Annotated in this window: 20 protein-coding genes; 7 read left to right on the forward strand and 13 right to left on the reverse strand. The window is 71.0% G+C overall.

The window, feature by feature from the left end; all coding sequences use genetic code 11:
• Positions 1–18: 18 nt before the first annotated feature.
• From meaB to ACZOOI_RS10035, 3 genes are read right to left on the reverse strand one after another with little or no spacing between them, the layout of a single operon-like run.
• A complete protein-coding gene (gene meaB, locus ACZOOI_RS10025; protein WP_465280373.1) occupies positions 19–1,017 on the reverse strand; it encodes a methylmalonyl Co-A mutase-associated GTPase MeaB in 999 nt (332 codons plus the stop codon).
• A complete protein-coding gene (scpA, locus tag ACZOOI_RS10030; RefSeq protein ID WP_465280374.1) occupies positions 1,017–3,233 on the reverse strand; it encodes a methylmalonyl-CoA mutase in 2,217 nt (738 codons plus the stop codon). The genes meaB and scpA overlap by 1 nt, the downstream gene beginning before the upstream one ends.
• Entirely contained in the window at positions 3,230–5,137 is a 1,908-nt protein-coding gene (locus tag ACZOOI_RS10035; protein WP_465280375.1) for a methylmalonyl-CoA mutase subunit beta, read from the reverse strand. The genes scpA and ACZOOI_RS10035 overlap by 4 nt, the downstream gene beginning before the upstream one ends.
• 394 nt (positions 5,138–5,531) lie before the next feature.
• Between ACZOOI_RS10035 and sdhC the strand changes: the two genes are divergently transcribed.
• The 4 genes from sdhC to ACZOOI_RS10055 are packed head-to-tail and all read left to right on the forward strand — an operon-like array spanning position 5,532 to position 8,924.
• Complete coding sequence (sdhC, locus tag ACZOOI_RS10040) at positions 5,532–5,912, forward strand: succinate dehydrogenase, cytochrome b556 subunit (protein ID WP_355542205.1); 381 nt, start codon at positions 5,532–5,534, stop codon at positions 5,910–5,912.
• A 1-nt stretch (position 5,913) separates the two neighbouring features.
• The gene (locus ACZOOI_RS10045) at positions 5,914–6,360 is read left to right on the forward strand and encodes a succinate dehydrogenase hydrophobic membrane anchor subunit (protein ID WP_465280376.1); all 447 of its coding nucleotides are present in this window, start codon (positions 5,914–5,916) and stop codon (positions 6,358–6,360) included.
• A 27-nt stretch (positions 6,361–6,387) separates the two neighbouring features.
• Positions 6,388–8,145: a succinate dehydrogenase flavoprotein subunit gene (gene sdhA, locus ACZOOI_RS10050; RefSeq protein WP_465280377.1), complete on the forward strand. Its 1,758-nt coding sequence runs from the start codon at positions 6,388–6,390 to the stop codon at positions 8,143–8,145.
• Entirely contained in the window at positions 8,142–8,924 is a 783-nt protein-coding gene (locus ACZOOI_RS10055; RefSeq protein ID WP_391585528.1) for a succinate dehydrogenase iron-sulfur subunit, read from the forward strand. Before sdhA ends, ACZOOI_RS10055 begins: the two co-directional genes overlap by 4 nt.
• 79 nt (positions 8,925–9,003) lie before the next feature.
• Here ACZOOI_RS10055 and ACZOOI_RS10060 read toward each other — a convergent pair whose 3' ends face one another.
• From ACZOOI_RS10060 to mfd, 3 genes are all read right to left on the reverse strand, one after another.
• On the reverse strand, positions 9,004–10,056 hold the full coding sequence (locus tag ACZOOI_RS10060; RefSeq protein ID WP_465280378.1) for a nucleoside triphosphate pyrophosphohydrolase: 1,053 nt from the start codon (positions 10,054–10,056) through the stop codon (positions 9,004–9,006).
• Positions 10,057–10,077: 21 nt separating this feature from the next.
• Positions 10,078–10,797, reverse strand: coding sequence for a SurA N-terminal domain-containing protein (locus ACZOOI_RS10065; RefSeq protein WP_465280379.1), 720 nt, complete (start codon positions 10,795–10,797; stop codon positions 10,078–10,080).
• Between the two features lie 195 nt (positions 10,798–10,992).
• Positions 10,993–14,550, reverse strand: coding sequence for a transcription-repair coupling factor (mfd, locus tag ACZOOI_RS10070; protein ID WP_465280380.1), 3,558 nt, complete (start codon positions 14,548–14,550; stop codon positions 10,993–10,995).
• A 264-nt stretch (positions 14,551–14,814) separates the two neighbouring features.
• Here mfd and ACZOOI_RS10075 point away from each other — a divergent pair, with 264 nt between their 5' ends.
• The 3 genes from ACZOOI_RS10075 to ACZOOI_RS10085 all read left to right on the forward strand — a co-directional run bounded on the left by ACZOOI_RS10075 (position 14,815) and on the right by ACZOOI_RS10085 (position 18,425).
• Positions 14,815–16,281: an aldehyde dehydrogenase family protein gene (locus ACZOOI_RS10075; RefSeq protein ID WP_465280381.1), complete on the forward strand. Its 1,467-nt coding sequence runs from the start codon at positions 14,815–14,817 to the stop codon at positions 16,279–16,281.
• Positions 16,282–16,482: 201 nt separating this feature from the next.
• Positions 16,483–17,112, forward strand: coding sequence for a hypothetical protein (locus ACZOOI_RS10080; RefSeq protein WP_465280382.1), 630 nt, complete (start codon positions 16,483–16,485; stop codon positions 17,110–17,112).
• A 56-nt stretch (positions 17,113–17,168) separates the two neighbouring features.
• On the forward strand, positions 17,169–18,425 hold the full coding sequence (locus tag ACZOOI_RS10085; protein ID WP_391585298.1) for a nucleotide sugar dehydrogenase: 1,257 nt from the start codon (positions 17,169–17,171) through the stop codon (positions 18,423–18,425).
• A 193-nt stretch (positions 18,426–18,618) separates the two neighbouring features.
• On the opposite strand, the gene ACZOOI_RS10090 is transcribed toward ACZOOI_RS10085, so the two are convergent.
• From ACZOOI_RS10090 to ACZOOI_RS10120, 7 genes are all read right to left on the reverse strand, one after another.
• Positions 18,619–18,774, reverse strand: a complete 156-nt coding sequence (locus ACZOOI_RS10090) for a hypothetical protein (RefSeq protein WP_391585299.1) — start codon at positions 18,772–18,774, stop codon at positions 18,619–18,621.
• Between the two features lie 370 nt (positions 18,775–19,144).
• Positions 19,145–20,668: an MBL fold metallo-hydrolase gene (locus ACZOOI_RS10095; protein ID WP_465280383.1), complete on the reverse strand. Its 1,524-nt coding sequence runs from the start codon at positions 20,666–20,668 to the stop codon at positions 19,145–19,147.
• Positions 20,665–21,801, reverse strand: coding sequence for a DegT/DnrJ/EryC1/StrS family aminotransferase (locus ACZOOI_RS10100; RefSeq protein ID WP_465280384.1), 1,137 nt, complete (start codon positions 21,799–21,801; stop codon positions 20,665–20,667). The genes ACZOOI_RS10095 and ACZOOI_RS10100 overlap by 4 nt, the downstream gene beginning before the upstream one ends.
• A complete protein-coding gene (locus tag ACZOOI_RS10105) occupies positions 21,791–22,501 on the reverse strand; it encodes an acetyltransferase (RefSeq protein WP_396005082.1) in 711 nt (236 codons plus the stop codon). Before ACZOOI_RS10105 ends, ACZOOI_RS10100 begins: the two co-directional genes overlap by 11 nt.
• Positions 22,501–23,664 (reverse strand): DegT/DnrJ/EryC1/StrS family aminotransferase, encoded by a 1,164-nt coding sequence (locus tag ACZOOI_RS10110; RefSeq protein WP_465280385.1) that lies wholly within the window; start codon positions 23,662–23,664, stop codon positions 22,501–22,503. Before ACZOOI_RS10110 ends, ACZOOI_RS10105 begins: the two co-directional genes overlap by 1 nt.
• Positions 23,665–23,761: 97 nt before the next feature.
• Positions 23,762–24,727, reverse strand: a complete 966-nt coding sequence (locus tag ACZOOI_RS10115) for an NAD-dependent epimerase/dehydratase family protein (RefSeq protein ID WP_465280386.1) — start codon at positions 24,725–24,727, stop codon at positions 23,762–23,764.
• Positions 24,727–25,785, reverse strand: coding sequence for a Gfo/Idh/MocA family protein (locus ACZOOI_RS10120; RefSeq protein WP_465280387.1), 1,059 nt, complete (start codon positions 25,783–25,785; stop codon positions 24,727–24,729). The genes ACZOOI_RS10115 and ACZOOI_RS10120 overlap by 1 nt, the downstream gene beginning before the upstream one ends.
• Positions 25,786–25,799 lie beyond the last annotated feature (14 nt).

The following is a 25,799-nucleotide window of genomic DNA, read 5'->3' on the forward strand; positions in this document are numbered from 1 at the left end:
AACCAAGCGTCCGATTGATCAGGACTCCCCTTGCCGCCCATGGAACGCGTCCAGGATGCGAGACGCGGCGAGCGTCGCGGTGAGACTGCCCTCCCGGACGTCGCGTTCGAGGCCGGGCACGATAGCCCGCACCGCGGGGTGCCCGCGCAACTCGGCCAGCAGCGAGTCGTGCACCGTCGCCCACGTCCAGTCGACCTGCTGTCGACGCCGGAGTTCGGCCAACTCGCCGGTCGTCTCCAGGGTCCGCCGATGCTTGAGGATGGTGTCCCAGACCTCGTCCAGGCCCTCCCCGGACAGGCCGGAGCAGGTCAGCACCGGCGTCGTCCAGGACTCTCCGGCCCGGCGCATCAGCCGCAGCGCGCCCGCCAGTTCGCGGGCCGCCCGGCGGGCGGCGAGCGCGTACTCGCCGTCCGCCTTGTTCACCGCGACCACGTCGGCCAGCTCCAGGACGCCCTTCTTGATGCCCTGGAGCTGGTCGCCGGTGCGCGCGAGGGTCAGGAACAGGAAGCAGTCGACCATGTTCGCCACGGTGGTCTCGGACTGACCCACGCCGACCGTCTCCACGAGCACCACGTCGTGGCCGGCCGCCTCCATCAACACGATCGACTCGCGGGTCGCCCGCGCCACGCCGCCCAGCGTGCCCGCGGTCGGCGAGGGACGGACGAACGCGTTGTCGTCCACGGCGAGCCGACCCATCCGGGTCTTGTCGCCCAGAATGCTGCCGCCGTGCCGGGAGGAGGACGGGTCCACCGCGAGCACCGCCACCCGGTGCCCCTCGCCGGTCAGCCGGGTGCCCAGCGTCTCGATGAACGTGGACTTGCCCACACCGGGCACGCCGGTGATGCCCACCCGGTGGGCACCGCCGGCGTGCGGCAACAGCTTGACCAGCAGCTCCTGCGCGAGGTCGCGGTGGTCGGCCCGGGTGGACTCGACCAGCGTGACCGCCCGGGCCAGGATCGTCCGGTTGCCCGCGAGCACGCCCTCGGCGTACGCGCCGACGTCGATCACGCGTGCCATCAGTCGACCGGCAGCTCGTGGTCCAACTGCTTGTACAGGCCCTTGAGCAGGTCCACCGCGGCATCCGCGATCACCGTGCCGGGCGGGAAGACCGCCGTGGCGCCCATGTCGAGCAGCGGCTGCACGTCGGCGGGCGGGATCACCCCGCCGACCACGACCATGATCTCCTCGGCGTCCAGCGCGGCGAGCTCCTGACGCAGCGCCGGCACCAGGGTGAGGTGACCGGCCGCGAGCGAGGACACGCCGACCACGTGCACGTCCGCCTCGACCGCCTGTCGGGCCACCTCGCCCGGCGTCTGGAACAGCGCGCCCACGTCCACGTCGAAGCCGAGGTCGGCAAAGGCGGTGGCGATCACCTTCTGCCCCCGGTCGTGGCCGTCCTGGCCCATCTTGGCCACCAGGATGCGCGGCCGGCGACCCTCCGATTCCTCGAACCGGGCGACCAGCGAACGGGCCGTCTCCACGTTCGGCGACATGCCCACCTCTTCCCGGTAGACCCCGGTCAGCGTGCGGATCTGCGCCTGGTGACGCCCGTACGCCGACTCCAGCGCGTCGGAGATCTCCCCGACGGTGGCCTTGGCCCGCGCGGCGTCCACGGCGAGCGCGAGCAGGTTGTGTTCGAGATCGCGCGGCCGGGTGCCCTCGACGTCGGCCTGCGCCGCGCCGGAGAGCGCGGCCAGCGCGCGGCGCACCGCGTCGTCGTCGCGTTCCTCGCGCAACCTGCGCAGCTTGTCCAACTGGCCCTCGCGGACCGCCTTGTTGTCGATCTTGAGCACGTCGATCGCCTCGTCGCTGGCGACCAGGTACTTGTTCACGCCGATCACCGACTGCCGGCCCGAGTCGATCCGGGCCTGGGTCCGCGCCGCCGCCTCCTCGATCCGCAGCTTGGGCAGGCCCTCGGCGATCGCCGACGCCATGCCGCCGGCCCGCTCGGCCTCGGCGATGTGCTCGCGGGCGCGCACCGCGAGGTCGTGGGTGAGCCGCTCGATGTAGGCCGAACCACCCCATGGGTCGATCACGTCGCACGTGCCGGACTCCTGCTGGAGCAGCAGCTGGGTGTTGCGCGCGATCCGGGCGGAGAAGTCGGTCGGCAGCGCGAGCGCCTCGTCCAGCGCGTTGGTGTGCAGCGACTGGGTGTGCCCCTGGGTCGAGGCCATCGCCTCCAGGCAGGTGCGCACCACGTTGTTGAACACGTCCTGCGCGGTCAGCGACCAGCCCGAGGTCTGCGAGTGCGTGCGCAGCGAGAAGGACTTGGGGTTCTTCGCGCCGAACGACTTCACGATGTCGGCCCACAGCAGGCGCGCGGCGCGCAGCTTGGCGACCTCCATGAAGAAGTTCATCCCGATCGCCCAGAAGAACGACAGGCGCGGCGCGAAGGCGTCGATGTCCAGGCCCGCCGCGACCCCGGCGCGCAGGTACTCGATGCCGTCCGCGAGCGTGTACGCCAGCTCCAGGTCGGCCGTGGCCCCGGCCTCCTGGATGTGGTAGCCGGAGATCGAGATCGAGTTGAACTTCGGCATCTTCTGCGACGTGTACGCGAAGATGTCGGAGATGATCGACATCGAGGGCTTGGGCGGATAGATGTAGGTGTTGCGGACCATGAACTCCTTGAGGACGTCGTTTTGGATCGTCCCCGTCAGGTGTTCCGGTGCCACCCCCTGCTCCTCGGCCGCGACGATGTAGAGCGCGAGCACGGGCAGCACCGCGCCGTTCATCGTCATCGAGACCGACATCCGGTCCAGCGGGATGCCGTCGAAGAGTTGGCGCATGTCGTAGATCGAGTCGATCGCGACACCCGCCATGCCCACGTCGCCGGTCACCCGCGGATGGTCCGAGTCGTAGCCGCGGTGCGTGGCCAGGTCGAACGCGATCGACAGGCCCTTCTGCCCGGCCGCCAGGTTGCGCCGGTAGAAGGCGTTCGACTCCTCCGCGGTGGAGAAACCCGCGTACTGGCGGATCGTCCACGGCTGGTTGACGTACATCGTCGGGTACGGACCGCGCAGGAACGGCGTGATGCCCGGGTAGGTGCCCAGGAAGTCGAGCCCCTCCAGGTCCTCCTCGGTGTACAGCGCCTTGAGCGGGATGCCCTCGGGAGTGTCGTGGGTCAGCGCGTCCGCGTCCTTGCCGGTCTCCTCGCGCACGGCGTCCCGCCACGCGTCGAGGTCACCGGACGCGGGCGCGTCGAGCTCGACCTGGGTGAAGTCGGGAATGCTCATTTCGCCCCCTCCGGGGATTCCGCCAGGGTCTCGTACGTGGCGTGCAGGACGGCGAGCGCGTCGCACCCGGTGTACACGTACCCGTCCAGGTCGGCTCCGTGCGCCTTTTGGCCCGCGAGCAGGATCCGGCGGGCGCCGGCCGCGCGCAGTGCCGCGGCGACCGGTGCCGCCAGGGTCGCGTACACCTTCTCCGAGGAGGCGAGCACGACGGTCGCCGGCCGGCCGGCCGCCGTCCACCGCTCCAGGATCTGCTCGACCGCACCCTCGTCCACCGCGGTGATGCCCGCTTCGACGGCGGCGATACCGCCGGCGGCGAACAGGTTGCCGGCGAAGCCGGCCCGCGCGGTGTACTGCGCGAGCGGACCCAGCGTGGCCAGGAACACACTCGGACGCGCACCGGAGGCGGCGAGCAGCGCGTCCGAGCGGTCGCGCAGCGACTCGTACGGCTCGGCGTAGCGCACCCGGGGCAGCCCGGCCGCGGAGACCGGGACGTCGGGCGCGGGTTCGCGCACGACGGGCACCTCGGTCAGGTTGGGGAACTCGCTGACGCCGGTGATCGGGTCGGTGCGATCGGCGATGTCCTTGTCCCGCTTGGCCCGCACCTCGGCCAGTTGCCCGGCCAGCCAGCCCGAGTCGAGCACCGCGACGATCCCGCCGCGCCGCTCGATCTCCTGGAAGAACGCCCAGCCGGTGCGCGCGAGGTCGTCGGTGAGCTGTTCGACGAACCACGAGCCGCCGGCCGGGTCGATCACCTGTGCGAGGTGCGACTCCTCCAGGAGCAGTGCCTGCGTATTGCGGGCGATCCGCCGGGAGAACGGGTCGGACAGGCCGATCGCGGCGTCGAAGGCGCGCACGGTGATCGCGTCGGCGCCGCCGACGCCGGCCGCGAAGGAGGCGACCGTGGTGCGCAGCATGTTGACCCAGGGGTCGCGCCGGGTGGTCATCGCCCACGAGGTCAGCGCGTGCTGGCGCTGGGCACCGGCCGCCGCCGAGGCGCCGGACACCTGGGCCACCCGGGCCCACAACCGGCGGGCCGCGCGCAGCTTGGCGATGGTCGGGAACTGTTCGGCGGTGGCCGCGAAGCGGAATTCGAGCAGGCCCAGCGCGGTGTCCACGTCGAGTCCGGCATCGGTCAGCGCGCGCAGGTACGCGACGCCGGCCGCGGTGGCGGCGCCCAGTTCCTGGCCGTCCGAGCCACCCGCCTCGTGGTATGGCTGCCCGTCCACGGCGATCGCCTGCAGCGCCGGGAACCGCGCGTGCACCCGGGTCGCGAGGTCGGCGGCGGCTGCCACATCGGCGCCCGCCCCGGTACGCGCGTGGTGCGAGATCGGGTCGGCGCCCGCGTTGCCGCGCAGTTCGCCGGGAGCGACGCCGCTCGCCCGGAACACCGCGAGCAGTGCGTCGCCGGCCGCGACGAAGTCGGCGCCGGTGGCCAGGGCCACCGGCGCCAGGTCGAGCAGTACCCCGTCGAGCGCGCGGGCCAGGTCTTCCGGCGCCAACGCGCCGTCACCCACCTGCAGGAAGACCGAGGTGACCCCGTTCTCCAGATCGGCGAGCACGCTCTCGTTGGCCCGGGCCGGATCGCGGTCGGCGTGCAACTGGCGCACGTCCCAACCGTCCGCGGCGTGTCCGGCCGCGCGCGAGCCCCGGACGAACGGGCTCAGCCCGGGTACGCCCGGCCGGGCGGCCGCCTCCGTGTACAGCGGGGACAGCTTGATGCCGTCGTAGGTAGTGGTCGCGAGCAGGTCTTCGGGGCGCTCGGGCGCGTCGTTCTCGCCCAGCACCTTCGATTTGCGGAGCACGCCGGCCACGAGGCGCTGCCATTGTTCCCGCGTGGGCTGCGGGAACTGGCTCGCGAAGGTGGACCCGGTAGACGTGCCGCCATCGACAGTAGCCTCCGTCATGGGTCGCATCGTAGGGACCGACGGGGCCGATGAATACGCACTGCCGATGTGATGCCGGCCCTACCCATCGGTCACGTCTGTGAGCAGGGGCTTCGCGCTTGCCCCGATCTTTCGTCCCCAAGCGTGGCGCTTTCACCCGTACGGGTGCTGACGGGGCGTCAGTATTTCGTGACCCGTGACGTCCCGGTCACCCGGATGGTTCCCCCGCGCCATGCGGAATGGATCACATCGCGCGCCCTGCCACAAGGGGGCACCCGATCGGTGGCTACCATGGCCGGGGCCGGGCGACCGATACCCGGCCGGGCCGACCGACAACCAGAGGGTCCGACACGGAATGCGGACACCCTCCCAGCCGGCCGCGTCCCCCTTGTACCGCACCCGGAGGGTAGTTTCCGTGCCGGCTGGAACGCTCTACCGCGGCCGGGAAGGCATGTGGTCCTGGGTGGCTCATCGAGTCACCGGCGTCCTCATCTTCTTCTTCCTGTTCGCGCACGTCCTCGACACCGCACTCGTTCGCGTATCGCCCGAGGCGTACGACCAGACGATCGACATCTACAAGAACCCGTTCGTCAACCTGCTCGAGTACGGACTCGTCGCGGCCATCCTGTTCCACGCACTCAATGGTCTGCGGATCATCGCGGTGGACTTCTGGGAGAAGGGCCCGCGCTACCAGAAGCAGATGCTCTGGACTGTCGTCGGCGTCTGGGTCGTGCTGATGGCCGGGAGTGCCTACCCGATCCTGCAGCACTCGATCAAGACCATCTTCGGGAGCTGAAGTGTCCGCCACCATCGAAAACGCGCCCAAGATCCACGGCGGCGGTCCGTCGATCGAGTCTCCGCGCAGCAAGCGTTCACCGCGTTCGACCAAGACCAACTTCGAGCTCTACAGCTGGCTGTTCATGCGGCTGTCGGGCGTCCTGCTGGTCGTCCTGGTCATCGGCCACCTGATCATTCAGCTCGTCCTGGACGGCGGTGTGTCCAAGATCGGCTTCGCGTTCGTCGCGGGCCGCTGGTCCTCGCCGTTCTGGCAGTCGTGGGACCTCATCATGCTGTGGCTCGCCGAGCTGCACGGTGTCAACGGTCTGCGCACGATCATCAACGACTACGCGGAGCGGGACCAGACCCGGTTCTGGCTCAAGGCGCTGCTCTACACGTCCGCGCTGATCGTGCTTTTCCTGGGGACCTTGGTGATCTTCACCTTCGACCCGAACATCGGCAGCTGACCAGTACCCGAGGACTGAACGAGCATCATGCAGACCCACAAGTACGACACCGTCATCGTCGGCGCGGGCGGCGCCGGCATGCGCGCGGCCCTGGAGTCGAGCAAGCGCAGCCGTACCGCCGTACTGACCAAGCTGTACCCCACGCGTTCGCACACCGGCGCCGCACAGGGCGGCATGTGTGCCGCCCTCGCGAACGTCGAGGAGGACAACTGGGAGTGGCACACGTTCGACACGGTCAAGGGTGGTGACTACCTCACCGACCAGGACGCCGCGGAGATCATGTGCAAGGAGGCGATCGACGCCGTCCTGGACCTGGAGAAGATGGGCCTCCCCTTCTCCCGGACCCCCGAGGGCCGGATCGACCAGCGCCGCTTCGGCGGACACACCCGCGACCACGGCAAGGCGGCCGTGCGCCGCTCCTGCTACGCGGCGGACCGCACCGGCCACATGATCCTGCAGACGCTGTTCCAGAACTGCGTCAAGCAGAACGTCGAGTTCTACAACGAGTTCTACGTGCTCGACCTGCTCCTGGTCGAGGACGAGGCGGGCAACAAGACCACGTCGGGCGTCGTCGCCTACGAGCTGGCCACCGGCGAGATCCACGTCTTCCAGGCCAAGTCGGTGATCTTCGCGACCGGCGGCTTCGGCAAGGTCTTCAAGACCACCTCGAACGCGCACACCCTCACCGGCGACGGCATGGGCATCGCGTGGCGCCGGGGACTGCCGCTGGAGGACATGGAGTTCTACCAGTTCCACCCGACCGGTCTCGCGGGCCTGGGCATCCTGCTCACCGAGGGCGCCCGCGGCGAGGGCGGCATCCTGCGCAACGCGGACGGCGAGCGCTTCATGGAGCGCTACGCGCCCACCATCAAGGACCTCGCGCCGCGTGACATCGTCGCGCGCTCGATGGTCCTGGAGGTGCTCGAAGGCCGCGGCGCGGGTCCGAACAAGGACTACGTCTACCTCGACCTGACCCACCTGCCGGCGGAGCAGATCGAGGAGAAGCTGCCCGACATCACCGAGTTCGCTCGCACCTACCTGGGCGTCGAGCCGACCACCGAGCTGGTCCCGGTGTACCCCACCGCGCACTACGCGATGGGCGGCATCCCGACCAACGTCGAGGCCGAGGTGCTCGCGGACAACACCACGGTGGTGCCCGGTCTGTACGCGGCCGGCGAGGTCGCCTGCGTGTCCGTGCACGGCTCCAACCGGCTGGGCACCAACTCGCTGCTCGACATCAACGTGTTCGGCCGGCGGGCCGGCATCGCCGCCGCCGAGTACGCCACGTCGCACGACTTCGTCGAGTTGCCGGAGGCTCCGGCGGCCACCGTGGTGGAAATGATCGAGCGGCTGCGCGACAGCGCCGGCACCGAGCGGGTCGGTCGGATCCGCGCCGAGATGCAGGAGACGATGGACGCCAACGCCGGCGTCTACCGCACCGAGGAGACGCTCAAGCAGGCGCTCTCCGACATCAAGGGCCTGCAGAAGCGCTACCTGGACGTCTCCATCCAGGACAAGGGCAAGCGGTACAACACCGACCTGCTGGAGGCGATCGAGTTGGGCTTCCTGCTCGACCTCGCCGAGGTCCTGGTGGTCGGCGCGCAGAACCGCAAGGAGTCCCGCGGCGGTCACGCCCGCGAGGACTTCCAGGCGCGCGACGACGAGAACTACATGAAGCACACGATGGCGTACCGCGAGGTCGACGCGAAGGGCGAGCACTCGATCCGCCTGGGCTACAAGCCGGTCGTGGTCACCCGCTACCAGCCGATGGAGCGTAAGTACTGATGACTGCCGTAGTGGAAGAGACCGCGCCCGGCAAGGGGCACGGAGCCACGGCCGCCGAACGTGACCACACCCTGATCACGATCACGCTGCGGATCCGCCGGTTCGACCCGGAGACCGACGCGGAGCCGTACTGGCAGGACTTCAAGGTCGAGGCCGACCCGACCGAGCGCATCCTGACCGCGATGATGAAGATCAAGGCGGAGCAGGACGGTTCGCTGACCTTCCGGCGCTCGTGCGCGCACGGCATCTGCGGCTCGGACGCGATGCGGATCAACGGCCGCAACCGGCTGGCCTGCAAGACCCTGGTCAAGGACCTGGACATGGCCAAGCCGATCACGGTCGAGGCGATCAAGGGCCTGAAGCTGGAGAAGGACCTCGTCGTCGACATGGACCCGTTCATGCAGGCGTACAAGGACGTGATGCCGTTCCTGATCACGTCCGGCAACGAGCCGACGCGCGAGAGGTTGCAGTCGCCCGAGGACCGCGAGCGTTTCGACGACACCACCAAGTGCATCCTGTGCGCGGCGTGCACCACGTCGTGCCCGGTGTTCTGGAGCGACGGGCAGTACTTCGGCCCGGCCGCGATCGTCAACGCGCACCGGTTCATCTTCGACTCGCGGGACGAGGGCGCCGAGGAGCGCCTGGAGATCCTCAACGAGAAGGAGGGCGTGTGGCGCTGCCGCACGACCTTCAACTGCACCGAGGCGTGCCCGCGTGGCATCGAGGTCACCAAGGCGATCCAGGAGGTCAAGCGCGCGCTGATCTTCCGCCGCGTGTGATCGTTTGACGCGACGCGTGTGATCGATGGACGCGACGAGGGCCCGGAACCGATCGGTTCCGGGCCCTCGTGCGTTTCGGCTATCGTCCTTCGACCTCGCGCACCCGGTCGCCGTGCCGCAGGGTCGCGGCGCGCAGCGCGGTCTCGGCGTCGACGCCCCGGCGGGCGGCCAGTTCGGTCACGGCGAGCAGCAGGTCGCCGATCGCCTCGGGGCCGACGTAGTCGTCGTCCTCGAAGCCCGTCGGCAGCGCGGGTGTGGGCACGCTCAGCCCCGCCTTGCGGGTGCGGGACAGGTGCTTCGCCGCCAGCGCCAGTGCCGGCTGGCTCATCGCGATGCCGTCCAGCGCCGAGGCCCGATCGCTCTTCTCCGCCGCCTTGAGCGAATCCCAGTTCGCCTCGACCGCCTCGGGGGTGTCCGCCTCGACGTCGGCGAACACGTGCGGGTGGCGGCTGATCAGCTTGTCCACGATGCCGCCGGCCACGTCGTCGATCGAGAACGGGTCGGCCTCGTCCTCCTCGGCCACCCGGGCGTGGAAGAACACCTGCATCAGCACGTCGCCGAGTTCCTCGCGCAGGTGGTCCCGGTCCCCCGAGTCGATCGCGTCGACCAGCTCGTAGGTCTCCTCGACCAGGTACCGCGCGAGCGACTCGTGGGTCTGCTTCGCGTCCCAGGGACAACCCCCCGGCGAGCGCAGCCGGTCCATCACCGCGACCAGGTCGAGCAGTCGCGCACCCGGCAGGTCCCACGCGCCGGGCAGCAGTTCGATCTCCGGGATCGGCTCGGCGTCCTCGCCGCCCGCGGCGACCTGTGCGAGCGCCGGACCCAGGCCCGGGTCGTCGTCAATGGCCGCGAGCCAGACCACCAGGCCGGTCCGGGCCCGCTCCAGCAACCGGCGGGCGAGCGCGCGCGGGCCCGCTTCGAGGTCCACCGTCTCGACCTCGACGCCCGCCTCGCGCAGATACGGCAGCTGCGGATGGTCGGCGTCCGCGGTCAGCACGCACCCGGTCGGCGTACCGGCCGCCTCGCGCAGCGTGTGCCACGCGGGCCAGCTCAGCAGACCGGGTGCGACCCGATGGGTCCCGGCGAGCAGGACGAGGCGGGCGGGCGGCGCGGAAGCAGGCGAGTCACTCACCCGGCCAGCCTACGGTCCGGGTCAGGTGCCGCTCTCCGCGCCGGGCGGGACCTCCACGAGGCCGGGTGCGGCGGGCTGGGTGCCCGCGGCGAGCCACGAGTACGTGGCGGGCGTCGTGCTCAGCTTCGCCGAGTCCCAGGCACCGTAGCGCGGGTTCACGGTGATCTTCATCGAGCTCGCCACGTCGCTCAGGTAGCCGTTCAGCTGGGCCTGGGCCTCGGCCGAGTCGAGCTGGATCCCCCGTGCCTTGGCGATCTCCCGCTTGAGCGCCTCGGTGCGTACGAATTCGTCCACCTCGCCGGGCAGCACCCCCGTCTGCAGCAGCCGGACCTGGAGCGCCTCCGGGCTGCCGAGCCTCGTCTCCAGCGCCCGCCGGGCCTGGAGCACCTGGGTCGCGTTCAGCGCGACGTGGTTGCGCCGGGCCGCCTCGTCGACCACCCGACGCGCGATCAGCTGCACCAACTCGGCCTGGTTGGCCTCCAGTTGTGCGCTCGTACCGGCCAGCGACAGGTTGTTTCGGCTGAACGCCTGCTCGAGCTTGTCGACCTTGGCATTCAGGGTGGAGATCTCGATCCGGTCCCCGCCGACCGTGGCGGCGGCGCCGGCCTTGGAATCCGAGCAGCCGGCGAGCGCGAAGCCGGTGACGAGCACCAGGCCCGCCGCGGCCACCCGGGTCCGGGCCGCGGATCGCCGCCGGCGGTGCGCGGAATCGACAGGGACGGAACGCGACGTGCGACTCACACGAACTCCCGGGGCTCGATGGCGCTGTACGGCGGTACGACTGTCGGCCACGGCAGGCGTGCGACCCATGACCAACGATCAAAGATACGGGTGGGCACGCTCGAAGTCCGCACATTCGGCAAGATCATCCGGGCCGATCGGCGGACCGCCTCGGCTTTCCCGGGCCGGCGCACCGCGCCGGCCCGGGAACCGCGGCTACTTCTTCGCCGCGCCGATCGGCTCCAGCAGGATCGCGTCCACCAGGTCGCGCGCCCAGGCCAGCAGCGCGACGTCGCGCAGCGGTTGGCCGCCGATCCGGGCGGTCATCGGCTTGGGCACCAGAATCTGGTGGGTGGCCGTCTTGACCAGGGTCTTCGGGTAGAGCCGCTGGAGCCGCAACTGCTGCGACTCGCGCAGATCGACCGGTCCGAACCGGACGAAGTTGCCCTGGAGGGTGACGTCGGCCAGGCCCGCGCCGCGCACGTGCGCGCGGAATCGGGCCACCTCCAGCAGGTTCTCCACCGGCTGCGGCAACGGCCCGTAGCGGTCCACCAGTTCGGCCCGCACCGCGTCGATGTCCGCTTCGCAGGTGATCGCCGCGATCCGCCGGTACGCCTCCAGGCGCAGCCGTTCCCCGGGCACGTAGTCGTGCGGGACGTGCGCGTCGATGGGCAGCTCGACCCGGATCTCCGAGATCTCCTCGGCGCCCTCGCCGCCCGCCGCGAGCTCCTTGTACTGGTTGACCGCCTCCCCGACCATCCGCACGTACAGGTCGAATCCGACGCCCGCGATGTGCCCGGACTGCTCGCCACCGAGCAGGTTGCCCGCGCCGCGGATCTCCAGGTCCTTCATCGCCACGAACATGCCCGCGCCCATCTCGGTGTGCTGGGCGATGGTGGCGAGCCGCTCGTGCGCGGTCTCGGTCAGCGGCTTCTCCGGCGGATACAGGAAGTACGCGTACGCGCGTTCGCGCCCGCGGCCGACCCGGCCGCGCAGCTGGTGCAGCTGGGACAGGCCGAAGTTGTCGGCCCGCTCGACGATCAGCGTGTTCGCGTTGGAGATGTCGATCCCGGACTCGACGATCGTGGTGCAGACCAGGACGTCGAACTCCTTCTCCCAGAAGTCCACGACCACCTGTTCGAGCGCGTTCTCGTGCATCTGTCCGTGCGCGATCGCCACCCGGGCCTCGGGCACCAGCTCGCGGATCCGCGCGGCCGCGCGGTCGATCGACTCGACCCGGTTGTGGATGTAGAAGACCTGGCCCTCGCGCAGCAGCTCGCGCCGGATCGCGGCGCCCATCTGCTTCTCCTCGTACGGCCCGACGAAGGTCAGCACCGGATGCCGCTCCTCGGGCGGCGTGGTGATCGTGGACATCTCGCGGATGCCGGTGACCGCCATCTCCAGGGTGCGCGGGATCGGCGTCGCGGACATGGTGAGCACGTCCACGTTCGCCCGCAACTTCTTCAGCTGCTCCTTGTGTTCGACGCCGAAGCGCTGCTCCTCGTCGACGATGACCAGGCCCAGGTCCTTGAACTTCGTCTCGGCCGAGAACAGCCGGTGGGTGCCGATCACGATGTCGATCGAGCCTTCGCGCAGGCCCTCCAGGACCGCCTTGGCCTCGGTCTCGGTCTGGAACCGGGACAGCGACTTCACCACGACCGGGAACTGCGCGTAGCGCTCGGAGAACGTGGAGAAGTGCTGCTGGACGAGCAGCGTGGTGGGCACCAGGACGGCCACCTGCTTGCCGTCCTGCACCGCCTTGAAGGCCGCGCGCACGGCGATCTCGGTCTTGCCGTAGCCGACGTCGCCACAGATCAGCCGGTCCATCGGGATCGGCTTCTCCATGTCGCCCTTGACCTCCTCGATCGAGGAGAGCTGGTCGGGCGTCTCGATGTAGGGGAAGGCGTCCTCCAGCTCGCGCTGCCACGGGGTGTCCGGTCCGAACGCGTGTCCGGGCGCGGCCATCCGGGCCGAGTAGAGCTTGATCAGGTCGCCGGCGATCTCCTTGATCGCCTTCTTCGCCTTGGCCTTGGTCTTGGCCCAGTCGGCGCCGCCGAGCCGGTGCAGCGACGGGCTCTCGCCGCCGACGTACTTGGTCACCTGTTCCAGCTGGTCGGTGGGCACGAACAGGCGGTCGCCGGGTTGGCCGCGCTTGGCCGGCGCGTACTCCAGGACCAGGTACTCGCGCTGCGCGCCCTGCACGGTGCGCTGGAGCATCTCGACGTAGCGGCCCACGCCGTGCGACTCGTGCACGACGAAGTCGCCGGGCTTGAGCTGGAGCGGGTCGACCATGTTGCGCCGCCGGCTGGGCAGCCGGCGCATGTCCTTGGTGGAGGTGCGCTGGCCGGAGACGTCCTCCTCGGTGAGCACGAGGGTGCGCAGCGGCTCGGAGCTGAAGCCGTGGCCGATGCAGCCCGTGGTCACGTGCACGATGCCGGTGTCCGGCACCTGCGCCAGGTCGGCGTCCAGCCGGGCGGCGACTCCCTCACCGGACAACGTCTCGACGAATCGTGCCGCCGGGCCGTGGCCCTCGGTGACCAGCACCACCCGCCAGTCCTCGGCGAGCCGGCCCTTGATCTCGGCCAGCACCCGCTGCGCGTCGCCGCGGTAGGCCTCGGCCTCGACCGCGCCGATCCCGGTGCCCGTGTCGTCGGCGTCCGCGCTGAACGGGCTGAGCGACCACCACGGCACGCCGATCTCGGCGGCGTGCTCGCGTACGTCCGCCAGGCTCCACAGGGATGCGGCGCCCAGGTCGATCGGGCTCTCCCCGCCGCCCGCCGCGGCGGCCCAGGAGGCGTCCAGGAACTCGCGGCTGGTGGCCACCAGGTCCGCCGAGCGGGTACGCACCCGCTCCGGGTCGCAGACCAGCACGTGGCTCCCGGCCGGCAGCACGTCCAGGAGCAGCTCCATGTCGTCCACCAGGGCGGGCGCGAGCGACTCCATGCCCTCGACGGCGATGCCCTCGGCGATCCGGCCGAGCATCTCGACCAGCCCGGGGTGCTCCACGAGCAGCTCGCGGGCCCGCTCGCGCACCTGGTCGGTGAGCAGCAGTTCGCGGCAGGGCGGTGCCCACAGGCCGTGCTCGGCGGTCTCCAGGGAACGCTGGTCGGCGACCTTGAACCAGCGGATCTCCTCGACCTGGTCGCCCCAGAACTCGACCCGGAGCGGGTGCTCCTCGGTCGGCGGGAAGACGTCCAGGATCCCGCCGCGCACCGCGAACTCGCCGCGCTTCTCCACCAGGTCGACCCGGGAGTAGGCAGCCGCGGCGAGCTGTTCGACGACGGTGTCCAGGGCGATGTCCTGCCCGGCGGTCAGCGCCACCGGCTCCAGGTCGCCGAGCCCCTTGACCTGGGGTTGGAGCACGCTGCGAATCGGGGCGACGACGACCTTGAGGGTGCCGGTGCCGGAGTCGGCGAGGCCACCCGAGGTCGGGTGCGCGAGTCTGCGCAGCACCGCGAGCCGGCGCCCGACGGTGTCCGAGCGCGGGGAGAGCCGCTCGTGCGGCAGCGTCTCCCACGAGGGGTACTCCACGACGGAGTCCTCGGGCAGCAGCGACCCGAGCGCGGCCACCAGGTCCTCGCACTCGCGGGTGGTGGCGGTGACCGCGAGCACCGGCCGGTCCGCGCGGGCCGCGATGGCGGCCACCACGAACGGGCGCAGTGCCGGTGGTCCGACGAGGTCGAGGGCGGTACCGCGGCCCTCGGACGCGGCCCGCACCGCCTCGGCGACGGCGGGGTCCTGGACGACGATGTCTAGCAGACCGGTCAGACTCATGGGCCGGTTGGATCCTCCGCAACGCGAACGGCCCCGACCTTGGAAAAGGACCGGGGTTCCCCGACAACCCTACGCCCGAAGACGTCGGTGTCGCCCGTGATGACAACGTGTGACTGTGACCAGTACCGCCCACCTCTCCCTCTTGGCAATGCGACTGTTAGGGGGTCCAATGGCCTGCGAAGAGGAATCTGACGGGTCGTCGGATTTCCGGCGGGCCGTCGGGAGTCCGGGGCAGCGGCTGGACCAGGGGAGACGACGGACACGATGAGCAGCGCGCAGCAGAAGCTCTACATCGGCGGCGAATGGGTCGAGCCGGAGCGCGGTCACTACGAAGTGATCAACCCGGCGACCGAGGAGGTCGTGGGCCTGGCGCCCGAGGCGTCGGTGGAGCAGGCGAACGCGGCCACGGCGGCGGCGGCGGAGGCGTTCGGCACCTGGTCGCGGACCACGCCCGAGGAGCGCGCCGGCATCCTGGACCGGGCCGCGGACCTGTTCCTGAAGATGGGCGGCGAAGTGGTCCCGCTCGCCTCCGCCGAGACCGGCGCGACCTTGGCGGTCGCGGGCATGATGCAGCTGGGCACCACGTACTCGCGCTTCAAGCGCTACGCCAAGGGCGCGCTGGAGCCGACCGAGTTCGCCCTCAACCCGCAGGCGACCCCGGAGACCGCGCTGAGCCGGGCGGGCATCTTCGGGGCGCAGGAGATCCGCCAGCCGGTCGGCGTGGTCACCTGCATCACGTCGTACAACAACCCGCTCGCGAACAGCGCGGGCAAGGTCGCGCCGGCCCTGGCGATGGGCAACACGGTCGTGGTCAAGCCCGCGCCGCAGGACCCGCTGGCGGTGTACCGGATGGCCGAGGCGCTGGCCGAGGCCGGGCTGCCCGCCGGCGTGCTGAACATCATCACCGGCTCGGGAGTGGACGTCTCCGAGGCCACGGTGGCCTCGCCGCACGTGGACATGATCAGCTTCACCGGTTCGACGCTGGTCGGCTCGCGGATCGCCGAGGTCGCGGGCCGCACGTTCAAGCGCCAGCTGATGGAGCTCGGCGGCAAGGGCGCGTGCATCGTGCTCGACGACGCGGACCTGGACGCGGCCGTGCACGGCATCGGCACGGTGTGGAGCTTCTACGCGGGCCAGATCTGCACCGCGCCGACCCGGGTGATCGCCCAGCGCGGCATCTACGACCGGCTGGTGGAGCGGCTCGCGGAGCACGCGCGCGGCCTGAAGGTGGGCAGCCCGCTGGACCCGGCGACGCAGGTCACCCCGGTCATCTCGGCGGTGCAGCGCGGCCGGGTGGAGGCGCTGATCGCCAAGGGCCGCGAGGAGGGCGCCCGGCTGGTGGTCGGCGGCGAGCGTCCCGACTTCGAGAAGGGCTTCTACGTCGCGCCCACGCTGTTCGCGGACGCGACCAACGAGATGACCATCGCGCGCGAGGAGTTCTTCGGCCCCGTGGTCACGGTGATTCCGTTCGACGGGGACGAGGAGGAGGCGATCCGGCTCGCCAACGACTCGGACTACGGCCTGCTCTCCTACGTGTTCGCGGGCGACACCACGCGCGCCTACGGCATCGCCCGCCGGTTGCGCTCGGGCGGTGTCGGGGTGAACACCGTGGGCCGCAACATGGAGGCTGCGTTCGGCGGCTTCAAGCAGTCCGGTGTCGGCCGGGACGGCGGCTCGTACGGGCTGGCCGCCTACAGCGAGATCCAGAGCATCGTCTGGCCCAGCGCCTGACCGAACCGGTCCGGGCCGGCGCCCGGCCGGCTCGCCCACGACCGCGGACGGCCCCGGGATCCTTCCCCGGGGCCGTTCGCATGTTCGGATCCGGGACGCCTCGGGTTCGCCGGTTTCCCGCATGGGAGTGCGGTTGTGCCCATAGCCTGATGGGCGGTCCGCGGCGCTCGGCCGCGGGCTCGTCAGGGGGGATCACGCACGATGGCACAACCGCAACGCCTGGTCCGGGCCTGGTCGGGGCGCGCGGCTGCCGCGCGCACCCAGGTGGAGGCCGGGGCGCGGGCACGACGATGGTTGTGGTTTCGCGAGGCGTTCCCGGACATCGAGCGGCTGCGGGTGGTGGACCTGGGCGGCTCGGCCGAGTTCTGGTGGCACGCCCCGGTGCGGCCCGCGCACGTGCGCGTGGTCGAGGCCGCGAGCGGATCCGCCGGGTCGGCCTCGTGGTTGGTCCATGAGGCGGCCGATCCGCTGGAGTGGTCCGGGAGTTGCGACCTGGTGGTGTGCGACGGGCTGCTCGATCGGTTGGCCGCGCCGACCGCCCGGGCCCGGCTGGCCGATGTCGTGCACGCCTCGGCGGAGCGCTACTGGCTGCGCACCGCCGCCCGGGAGCATCCGCTCGATCCGCAGACCTCGTTGCCCGCGCTGCATCTGATGCCCGGTCACCTGCGGTCGCGGATCGCCGGATCGGAGCCTCGGGTGTTCCCGGCCCGGCGTACCGAGTTGGTCTCGCGCTTTCCCGGAGCGGTGGTGCGCGGCGAACGCGTGGCCGGGCTCGTGTCGTCGTGGGTGGTGGCCAAGCCGCGTGCCGATCACGTGCCCGGCCGCCTCTGACGTTGCATCACCAGCCGCTCGGGGGTGGGCGGTTGCGCGAGGAGGGGGAGTCTCGGATGCGTGTTGTCATCGCCGGTCAGGGTTATGTGGGGCTGCCGCTGGCGGTTCGGGCCGCACAGGTGGGTCACGAGGTGGTCGGCTACGACGTCGACGAGGGGCGGATCAAGCGGCTCGCGGCGGGCGAGTCGTACGTCGAGGACATCCCGTCCGCACACGTGCGGGCGATCCTGGACGCGGGCAGCTACCGCGCCACCGCCGAGCCGCGTGATCTGGGCGGCTACGACATCGCGGTGATCACCGTGCCCACGCCGCTGCGCGAGGGCGTCCCGGATCTGAGCTACATCGAGGAGTGCGCCCGCACCCTGGCCCGCTATCTGCGGCCCGGCGCGTGCGTGGTGCTCGAATCGACCACCTATCCGGGCACCACCGAGGAACTGGTCGGCCCGATCCTGGAGGAGGGCTCGGGTCTGACCGTGGGCCGGGACTTCCACCTGGGCTACAGCCCGGAGCGGATCGACCCGGGCAACCCGACCTGGAACCTGGTCAACACGCCCAAGGTGGTCTCCGGGGTGGACGCCGCCTCGTTGGCGGTCGTGGAGGGTTTCTACGGTTCGCTGATCGACCGCGTCGTGCCGGTCTCCTCGCCGAAGGAGGCCGAGTTGGTCAAGTTGATCGAGAACACCTTCCGGCACGTGAACATCGCGCTCGTCAACGAGGTCGCGATGTTCGCCCACGACCTGGGCATCGACGTGTGGGAGGCGATCGATGCCTGCTCGACCAAGCCGTTCGGCTTCCTGCGCTTCACCCCGGGGCCGGGTGTCGGCGGGCACTGCCTGCCGATCGACCCGTCGTACCTGTCCTGGCGGGTGCAGCGTGCGCTCGGCCAGAGCTTTCGTTTCGTGGAGTTGGCCAACGACGTCAACAACCACATGCCGGACTACGTGATCCGCCGGCTCACCGCCGCGTTCAACACCCGGCGCCGATCGGTCAACGGCTCCCGGGTGTTGCTGGTGGGACTCGCGTACAAGAAGAACACCGGCGACGCCCGGGAGTCGCCGTCCACGCACGTGGCCCGGTTGTTGCTGAACCTGGGTGCGGAGGTCACCGCCGCGGACCCGCACGTGGACCTCGCCCAGGTCGTGGACGCCCGGTTGCGACGGGTGGAGTTGACCGCGCAGACGGTGGCCGCCGCGGACGCGGTGGTGCTGCTCGTCGACCACGACGATGTCGATCTGGATCTGCTGCGCACCGCCGACTACGTGCTCGACTGCCGACGGGTGCTCGGCGCGGGGCCCAACATCGAGGTGTTGTAGGGCCGTTCCGGCTCCTTCGGGCGCCCGGTGGTCGTGAGTGCCGACCACCGGGCGCGGCTTCCACCCGTGCCCACCCGTTCCTACTCGGGCCGGCCTGTTCCCACTCGTGCCCACCCGTTCCTACGCGTGTGCGCCCGTTCCCACTCGTGCCCGCCTGTCTCCCGCGTGCCCCCGGGCGGCCGTGACCCGCCGGCTACCTGTACTCGATGATCCTCGTCTTGTGCCCGGTGGCCTTCGTGTGCGCCTTGGCCGCCACCTGTGCCGCGTCCTTCGACCGGTACCGCTGGCGGGCGCCGTCGGACTTCGACGGACAAGCGTTCTCCTGGCAGACCCATCCCCAGGTGCTCATGGACAACCTCCAGACATCACGGGCGCCACTCCCGTCCCGAGGGACACGAATGACCTGGACGGCCACACCGCAGCACTTGCGGCCGCCGCGTGGTCGACACTCGACGCGCCATGACACGCTCGTGACGGAACCCGGACGTTTCGGAGAAAAACGTTTTCCTTTCGAATGCCTAACGCGTCGTTACCGACATACAAAGGATGCAATACCGCGATCAATTATCTTTTCTGACGAATAGGGCGAACGAGTGGCGCGGACTCGCTCGCAGGGGTGACGGCACACCGGGCGAGCAGGGCGACTGTCGATTCGGTGCAGGACGTTATGTCAACCGCCGCACGCTCGAACGCATGTCCCGAGCGAGCGGCGGCGACCGTCACCGATCCGGGACGCCGTCGGCGATCGGCTCGACCCGCAGCGGCACGGTCCCGCCCGCCACGCACTCGCCGGTGTCCAGGCGCCACTTCCAGTGATGGCGCGGGCACTCCAGCACGCCGGCCGCGATGTCCGCGTGCGACAGGTCCTCGCCGGCGTGCGGACAAAACCGCTGCATCCGCACCCCGCACCGCTCGATCGACTCGCCGTGCGCGGCCGATTCGCGCTCGCGGACCATCTGCATGGTCTGCGCCGGGTGCTCGCCGTAGCGCAGCAGGCTCATCAGGGTCAGGTCGAACACGTCCGGATCACGGGCCAGGCCCAGGCGCATGGACAGCAGCGCCTCCTCCCACCCCACCGCACCGTCCACGATCGCGCGCAACACCCGCTGCGGGACCTCGATCGTGTAGGCGGGGTCGACCGGCTCCTCCTCGAACACGATGTCACCCGCGATCCGGCCCAGCCGTACCGACCAGGAACCGCCGTCCGAGGTCAACCGCACGTCCTTGCGCCAATCGCCCAGGAAGCGCTTGTTCCAGCTCTGCAACCGGGCCAGGTAGGCGTCCAGTTCGGCCGGCGCGACCGGCTCGAACGCCGGCTCGGCATAGGCCCGCCACTCGGCCTCGCGGCGGTCCCGATAGGCGCTCAGGTACGCCTCGGTGCGCCAGTGCGCCACCGGGCCGGTCGGTGCGGCCAGGTCGTCGCCCGGCGCCGCCTCGATCACCCGCACCTGCGGACAGGCCGCCGCGAAGTCGTCGGCGAACGCGTCCCACAGCGGGAAGATCGTCTCGTCCCGGTCGTTGTACCGGGCGAGTTCGGGATCCAGGAACACCGGCGGCCCGGCCGACGGCAGGTAGGCGCGCGCGCCGGTCAGGCGCACCTTGCGCACCAGCGTGTCGAACAGGTCCGAGCGCACCTCGGCGGTCTTCTTGCGCTGGGTCTCCTCCGGATACGCGTACGCGTTCGGGTACCACATCGCGCCGGAGAACTGCGCGGACAACAGATCGACGTCGCTCGGGAGTTCGCCGAGCGGGGTGTTGCAGTCGTTGAGGTCCAGGAAGCGGTAGCCGTCCAGGTTGACGAGCAGGCCGCTGTCCTCCTTGTGGCTGGTGTCCAGCAGCATGGTCAGGGTCAGTCCCGGCGCGGGCGTGAACGACTCGCGATGGCCGAGCACGACCTGCTCGTGGAAACCCAGCGCACTCATCCGCCGGACCAGGGACTTGGACCGGTACCTCGGCAACACCACGGTGATGCCGCGATCGAGTTGCTCGAGCACCCGTTCGTCGAAGTGGTCCTCGTGCAGGTGCGAGAGATAGAGCAGGTCGTATCCGCCGGCGAGCACCTCGGGCAACAACGCGCGATTGTCCGGGAACGGGAACCACGCGCCGAGGAACGCGGGGTGAAACCACGGGTCGATCAGCAGCGAGACGCCCGCGTGGGCGACCACGAAACCGGCGTGGCCGAGATGGCGGATCGTGCCGGGCGCGGGCAGGCACGCCGGCCCGTCGTCGGGCCCGGGCCTCACAGCCGGCTCAGCGCTCCCGCGAGCACCTCCACGACGCGCTCCTGCTGCGCCGCGGTCAACTGCGGGTACAGCGGCAGCGTCAGGATCTGCTCGGCGGCCCGCTCGGCCACCGGGAAGTCGCCACGTGCGTAGCCCAGTTCGGCGAAGGCGGGTTGCAGGTGCACCGGCACCGGATAGTGCACGCCGGCGCCCACGCCCGCCTCGTTCAGCAGCGCGAGCACCTTGTCCCGCTCGGGCACCCGGACCGCGTACAGGTGCCACACGTGCTCGTTGCCCGGCGCGGTGCCCGGCACCCGCACGCCCTCGACCCCGGCGAGCAGCGCGTCGTAGCGGGCCGCCGCCGCCCGCCGCCGCACGTTCCAGTCGGCGAGTCGGCGCAGCTTGGCGCGCAGCACCACGGCCTGGATGGTGTCCAGGCGCGAGTTGAAGCCCAGGCGCGTGTGCACGTACTTGCGCGACGACCCGTGGTCGCGCATCTCGCGCAGCGCGGCCGCATATGCCTCGTTGCCGGTCACCACCGCACCGCCGTCGCCGTAGGCGCCCAGGTTCTTGCCCGGGTAGAAGCTGGTCGCCGCGATGGAGTCGGGCCCCCACCCGCCGGGTGCGGTGCCGTCCTGGGTCGCGCCCTGGCACTGCGCGGCATCCTCGACCAGGAACACCCCGCGGGCCTGCGCCAGCGCCCGCAACGCGCCCATCGGCGCCAGTTGCCCGTTCAGGTGTACCGGGACCACGGCGCGGGCCTCGACCGGGCCGCCGAGCGCCTCGGCGGCCCGCTGCGGATCCAGCAGCAGGAACTCGTCGTCCACGTCCGCGAACACCGGCCGGGCGCCCGCCCGGACCGCGGCCTCCGCGGTCGCCACGAAGGTGTTCGCGGGCATCACCACGCCCGCTCCCGCGCCCACCTCCAGCACCCGCAGCGCCAGTTCCACGGCGTCCGTGCCGTTGGCCACCCCGACGCAGTGCGCGACGCCGGTGAACTCGGCGTACTCGGCCTCGAAGCCCGCGACGTCCGGGCCGCCCACGAACGCGCACGTGGCCAGCACCCGGGCGATGCCGGCCTCGACCTCGCCGGCCACCTCGGCGTGCGCGGCGGCCAGGTCCACCAACGGAATCCGGTCCAGGTCAGCACTCATTCGCATCTCCCCCTCGTGAAATCCCCACGGCGGCGGGGGTCGGCGCCGACCGCAGTCGGCGGGCCGGCACCCCCGCCCACACCTCGGCCGGCGGCACGTCCCGCGTCACGACCGAGCCCATCCCCACCAGCGACCGGGCACCGATGGTGCGCCGCTCGCGCACCAGCGCACCGGCTCCCAGGTACGCCTCCCGGCCCACCGTCACCGCGCCCGCCAACCGCACTCCCGCGGCCAGCGTGGCGAACTCGCCCACGTCGTCGTCGTGGGTCAGCACCACGTGCGGCATGGTGTGCGCGTGGGCGCCCACCCGGACCGAGGTGGTCAGCACCGTCTGTGCCATCAGCACCGCGCCCGGCCCGACCTCGCACGTACGCGGGACCACCGCACTCACGTGCACGAGCGTGGCCCAGCGGGAGTCCGGCAGGCCCAGCCGGGCCACCACCCGCGAGCGACTCCACCAGTTCGTCGGACTCCCGACGCACACCACCACCAGCGCATCCGACCACTTGTGCACCGCGTCCGCACCGCCGAGCACCGGGAAGCCGTCCACCTCGGTGTCCAGGCGGGCCGGATCGTCGTCCAGGAAGCCGAGCAGCCGCCACCCCGAACTCCCGCGCGGGGCACGGAAGTCCGGGATCGCCGCGGCGACCTCGCGGGCGAACCCGCCGGCGCCGACCAACAGCAGATCGCGAAAGGACACTAGACCGCCGCCCGGACGCCGGCCGCCGCCCGCACCGCGGCCACCACCCGGTCCTGCCCGTCCTCGGTCAGGTCGTGGAACAGCGGCAGGATCAGCGAGTCCCGGGTCAACCGCTCGGTGGCGGGCAGCGGTACGTGTTCGACGTCCGCGTACGCCGGTTCCAGATGCGCGGCCATGATCCCGCGCCGCGCCGAGATGCCGGCCCGGGCGAGTTCCCCGAGCAGGTCGTCGCGCGACACGGGGAAGTCCTCGGGCAGCAGCACCCAGAACGCCTGATAGTTGGTCAGCCCGTACGCCGGATCGGCCGCCGTCTCCAGCCCGTCCACCCCGGCGAGCAACTCCCGGTAGCGGGCCGCCAGTTCCCGACGCCGGGCGACCATCGCGGGCAGTCGGCCCAGCTGCACCAGGCCGACCGCCGCCTGGATGTCGGTCATCCGGTAGTTGAAGCCGAGTTCGTCGTAGCTCTCCACCACCGGCGCCCCGCCCGCGCGGTCCGCGGCGTCCCGGTCGGCCGCGCTGACGCTCATCCCGTGCTCGCGCAACCGGCGCAACCGCGGTGCCGCGCTCTCGCGCGCGAGCGTGAGCATGCCGCCCTCGCCGGTGGTCAGCAGCTTGCGCGGATGGAAGGAGAACGTCGCGGACATCGCGCCGGCGCCCACCGGTCGGCCCTTGTAGGTCGAGCCCGCCGCGCACGCCGCGTCCTCCACCACCACGATGCCGCAGGCGTCCACCAGCGCCCGTACCCCGTCCAGATCGGCCGGAATGCCGCCCTGATCGACCAGGATCACCGCGCGCGTCGCGGCGGTGAGCACCGGTTCGATCGTCTCCGGGGTCAGGTTCCCGGTGGCGAGTTCGACATCGGCGAACACCGGGCGCGCGCCCACGTAGCGCACCGCGTTGGCGGTGGCCACGAAGGACAGCGAGGGCACCACGACCTCGTCGCCCGGCCCCACCCCGGCGTTGATCAGCGCCAGGTGCAGCGCAGTGGTGCACGAGGACACCGCGATCGCCGCGGGCACCTCGACGTACTCCGCGAACGCCCGCTCGAAGGCGGCCACCCGAGGTCCCTGGGCCACCCACCCGGAGCGCACCGCGTCCGCCGCGGCGGCGGCCTCTTCCTCGCCCATCCAGGGCCGCATCACCGGAATTCGTTCCATGCTCATCGTGCCTTCCCCCAGCCCGGTCGCCCGCCCATGCCCGTCCCAGCCGCGTCCGCCCCGCACCCGGTGTCCACCGAACCCCCTCGGTGCCCCGGTCGGATCAGACCGCGTCCCGCCACCACGCCACCAGTCGGCGCAGTCCCTCGTCGATGTCCACCTCCGCGGTGAAGCCCAACTCCCGTGCGGCCTTGGTGGTATCGGCCAGCCGCCGGGTCACCCCGCCGGTCGATCGGGCCGGGCCGTACTCGATGCCCAGCTCCTCCGCACCCATCACCGCCAGCAGTCGCTCGGCCAGTCCGCGCAGCGAAGTCTCGCTCCCGGACGCGATGTTGAACACCTCACCCGCGGCATCGGCTTGCGCGGCAAGGAGGTTGGCGCGAGCGATGTCCTCGGTGTACACGAAGTCCATGGTCTGCAGGCCGTCGCCGAAGATCAACGGGGGTTCCCCCTTGCCGATCCGCTCCATCCAGCGGATCAGCACCTCGGTGTACAGGCCGTGCACGTCCATGCGCGGACCGTAGACGTTGAAGTAGCGCAGCGCCACGTAGTCCAGGCCGTACATCGTCCGGAAGCTGCGCAGCAGACCCTCGTTGAACAGCTTGGCCGCGCCGTAGAGCGTGTCGTTGTCGTACGGGTGGTGCAGCTCGGTGGTCGGGAACTCCTCGGCGAGCCCGTAGACCGACGCCGAGGAGGAGGTGACCACCTTGCGCACGTCGGCGGCGATCGCCGCCTCCATGACGTCGTAGGTGCCGTCCACGAGGACCTCCAGCGCGAGCCGGGGTTCCTCCACGCACTGCGTGATCCGGATGGCGGCGAGGTGGAACAGCACGTCGGTGCCGGGCATCAGCCGGGCCAGCAGCGGCCGGTCGCGGATGTCGCCCTCGACCAGCTCGACCCGCTCGTCGGTCAGCGCACCGGCCAGATTGCCCCGGTGCCCGCGGGTCAGGTTGTCCAGCACGACCACCTGCGCGGCCCCGGCGGCGAGCAGCCGGTCGACGATCGTGGACCCGATGGTCCCCGCGCCGCCGGTGACCACGCAGCGCGAACCGGCGATTTCGACAGCCATCAGAGTTCTCCCAGCGCGACGGTGACGCCGCCCAGTTCCAGGCTGCGCGAGGCCGCCTCCAGTAGTTCCAGGACCCGCAGACCCGCGCGACCGTCGGTCAGCGCCGGCCGGGACGTGCCGATCGCGTCGGCGAATTCGGCCATCACCGCGCGCAGCGCCTCCCGCTCGGGCAACGCGGGCGAGACCACGTCGCCCACCCGGTAGGAGATCAGCTTCTCCCGCCGGGCCTCCCGGCTGAGCGCGGCGTCCTCGGCCAGGTCGATGCCCTTGTCGTGCACCTGGAGTCGGGCCGCGGGATTGGTGTCGTCCCACACCAGGGTGCGTCGGGAGCCGCCGATGATGGTGGTGCGCACCTTGGTCGGCGAGAGCCAGTTCACATGCACGTGTGCGATCGCCTCGTTGCTCAGCCGCACCACCAGGTAGGCCAGGCAGGCCCGGCCGGTGCCGAGCGGGTCCGCGCCGTGGGCCGCCACCGACACCGGGCGCACCCCCGGCGGCAGGATGAAGTCCAGGATGGACAGATCGTGCGGTGCGAGATCCCACACCACGTCCACGTCCGGCTGGACCAGGCCCAGATTGATCCGCACCGAGTCGAAGAAGCGGATGTCGCCCAGTTCGCCGCTGTGGATCAGATCGCGGATGTGTCGGACCACCGGCATGTAGCAGAACGTGTGATCGCACATCAGCGTCAGCCCGTTGCGCTCGGCCAGTTCGACGAGTTTGACCGCGTCCGAGTGATCGGCCGTGATCGGCTTCTCGACCAGGACGTGCTTGCCCGCCTCCAGCGCCGCCGCGACCAGCTCGAAGTGCGTCGCGGCCGGCGTCGCGATCGCCACCGCGTGTACCGCGGGGTCGGCCAGCACTTCCTGATACGACGTGCTCACCCGAACCGTGCTGTAATCCCCCAGGACCGCACGGGCCCGCGCCTCGTCCAGATCACACAGCCATTCCAGCCGCAGAGCCGGTGTGGCCTGCGCGTTGCGCACCAGATTGGGCCCCCAATAGCCGGCCCCTATGACGGCGAGCCCGATGGCTCGCCCAGACCCGGAATTCGACATGACGGAACGTCAAC

The organism is Embleya sp. L77 (genome assembly GCF_055557415.1).

What these genes read in the sequence shown, in the direction of transcription:
- meaB (WP_465280373.1), bottom strand. Translation starts at nt 1,017, where the DNA reads ATGGCACGCGTGATCGACGTCGGCGCGTACGCCGAGGGCGTGCTCGCG.
- scpA (WP_465280374.1), bottom strand. Translation starts at nt 3,233, where the DNA reads ATGAGCATTCCCGACTTCACCCAGGTCGAGCTCGACGCGCCCGCGTCC.
- ACZOOI_RS10035 (WP_465280375.1), bottom strand. Translation starts at nt 5,137, where the DNA reads ATGACGGAGGCTACTGTCGATGGCGGCACGTCTACCGGGTCCACCTTC.
- sdhA (WP_465280377.1), top strand. Translation starts at nt 6,388, where the DNA reads ATGCAGACCCACAAGTACGACACCGTCATCGTCGGCGCGGGCGGCGCC.
- mfd (WP_465280380.1), bottom strand. Translation starts at nt 14,550, where the DNA reads ATGAGTCTGACCGGTCTGCTAGACATCGTCGTCCAGGACCCCGCCGTC.
- ACZOOI_RS10075 (WP_465280381.1), top strand. Translation starts at nt 14,815, where the DNA reads ATGAGCAGCGCGCAGCAGAAGCTCTACATCGGCGGCGAATGGGTCGAG.
- ACZOOI_RS10080 (WP_465280382.1), top strand. Translation starts at nt 16,483, where the DNA reads ATGGCACAACCGCAACGCCTGGTCCGGGCCTGGTCGGGGCGCGCGGCT.
- ACZOOI_RS10085 (WP_391585298.1), top strand. Translation starts at nt 17,169, where the DNA reads ATGCGTGTTGTCATCGCCGGTCAGGGTTATGTGGGGCTGCCGCTGGCG.
- ACZOOI_RS10090 (WP_391585299.1), bottom strand. Translation starts at nt 18,774, where the DNA reads ATGAGCACCTGGGGATGGGTCTGCCAGGAGAACGCTTGTCCGTCGAAG.
- ACZOOI_RS10100 (WP_465280384.1), bottom strand. Translation starts at nt 21,801, where the DNA reads ATGAGTGCTGACCTGGACCGGATTCCGTTGGTGGACCTGGCCGCCGCG.
- ACZOOI_RS10110 (WP_465280385.1), bottom strand. Translation starts at nt 23,664, where the DNA reads ATGAGCATGGAACGAATTCCGGTGATGCGGCCCTGGATGGGCGAGGAA.
- ACZOOI_RS10115 (WP_465280386.1), bottom strand. Translation starts at nt 24,727, where the DNA reads ATGGCTGTCGAAATCGCCGGTTCGCGCTGCGTGGTCACCGGCGGCGCG.
- ACZOOI_RS10120 (WP_465280387.1), bottom strand. Translation starts at nt 25,785, where the DNA reads ATGTCGAATTCCGGGTCTGGGCGAGCCATCGGGCTCGCCGTCATAGGG.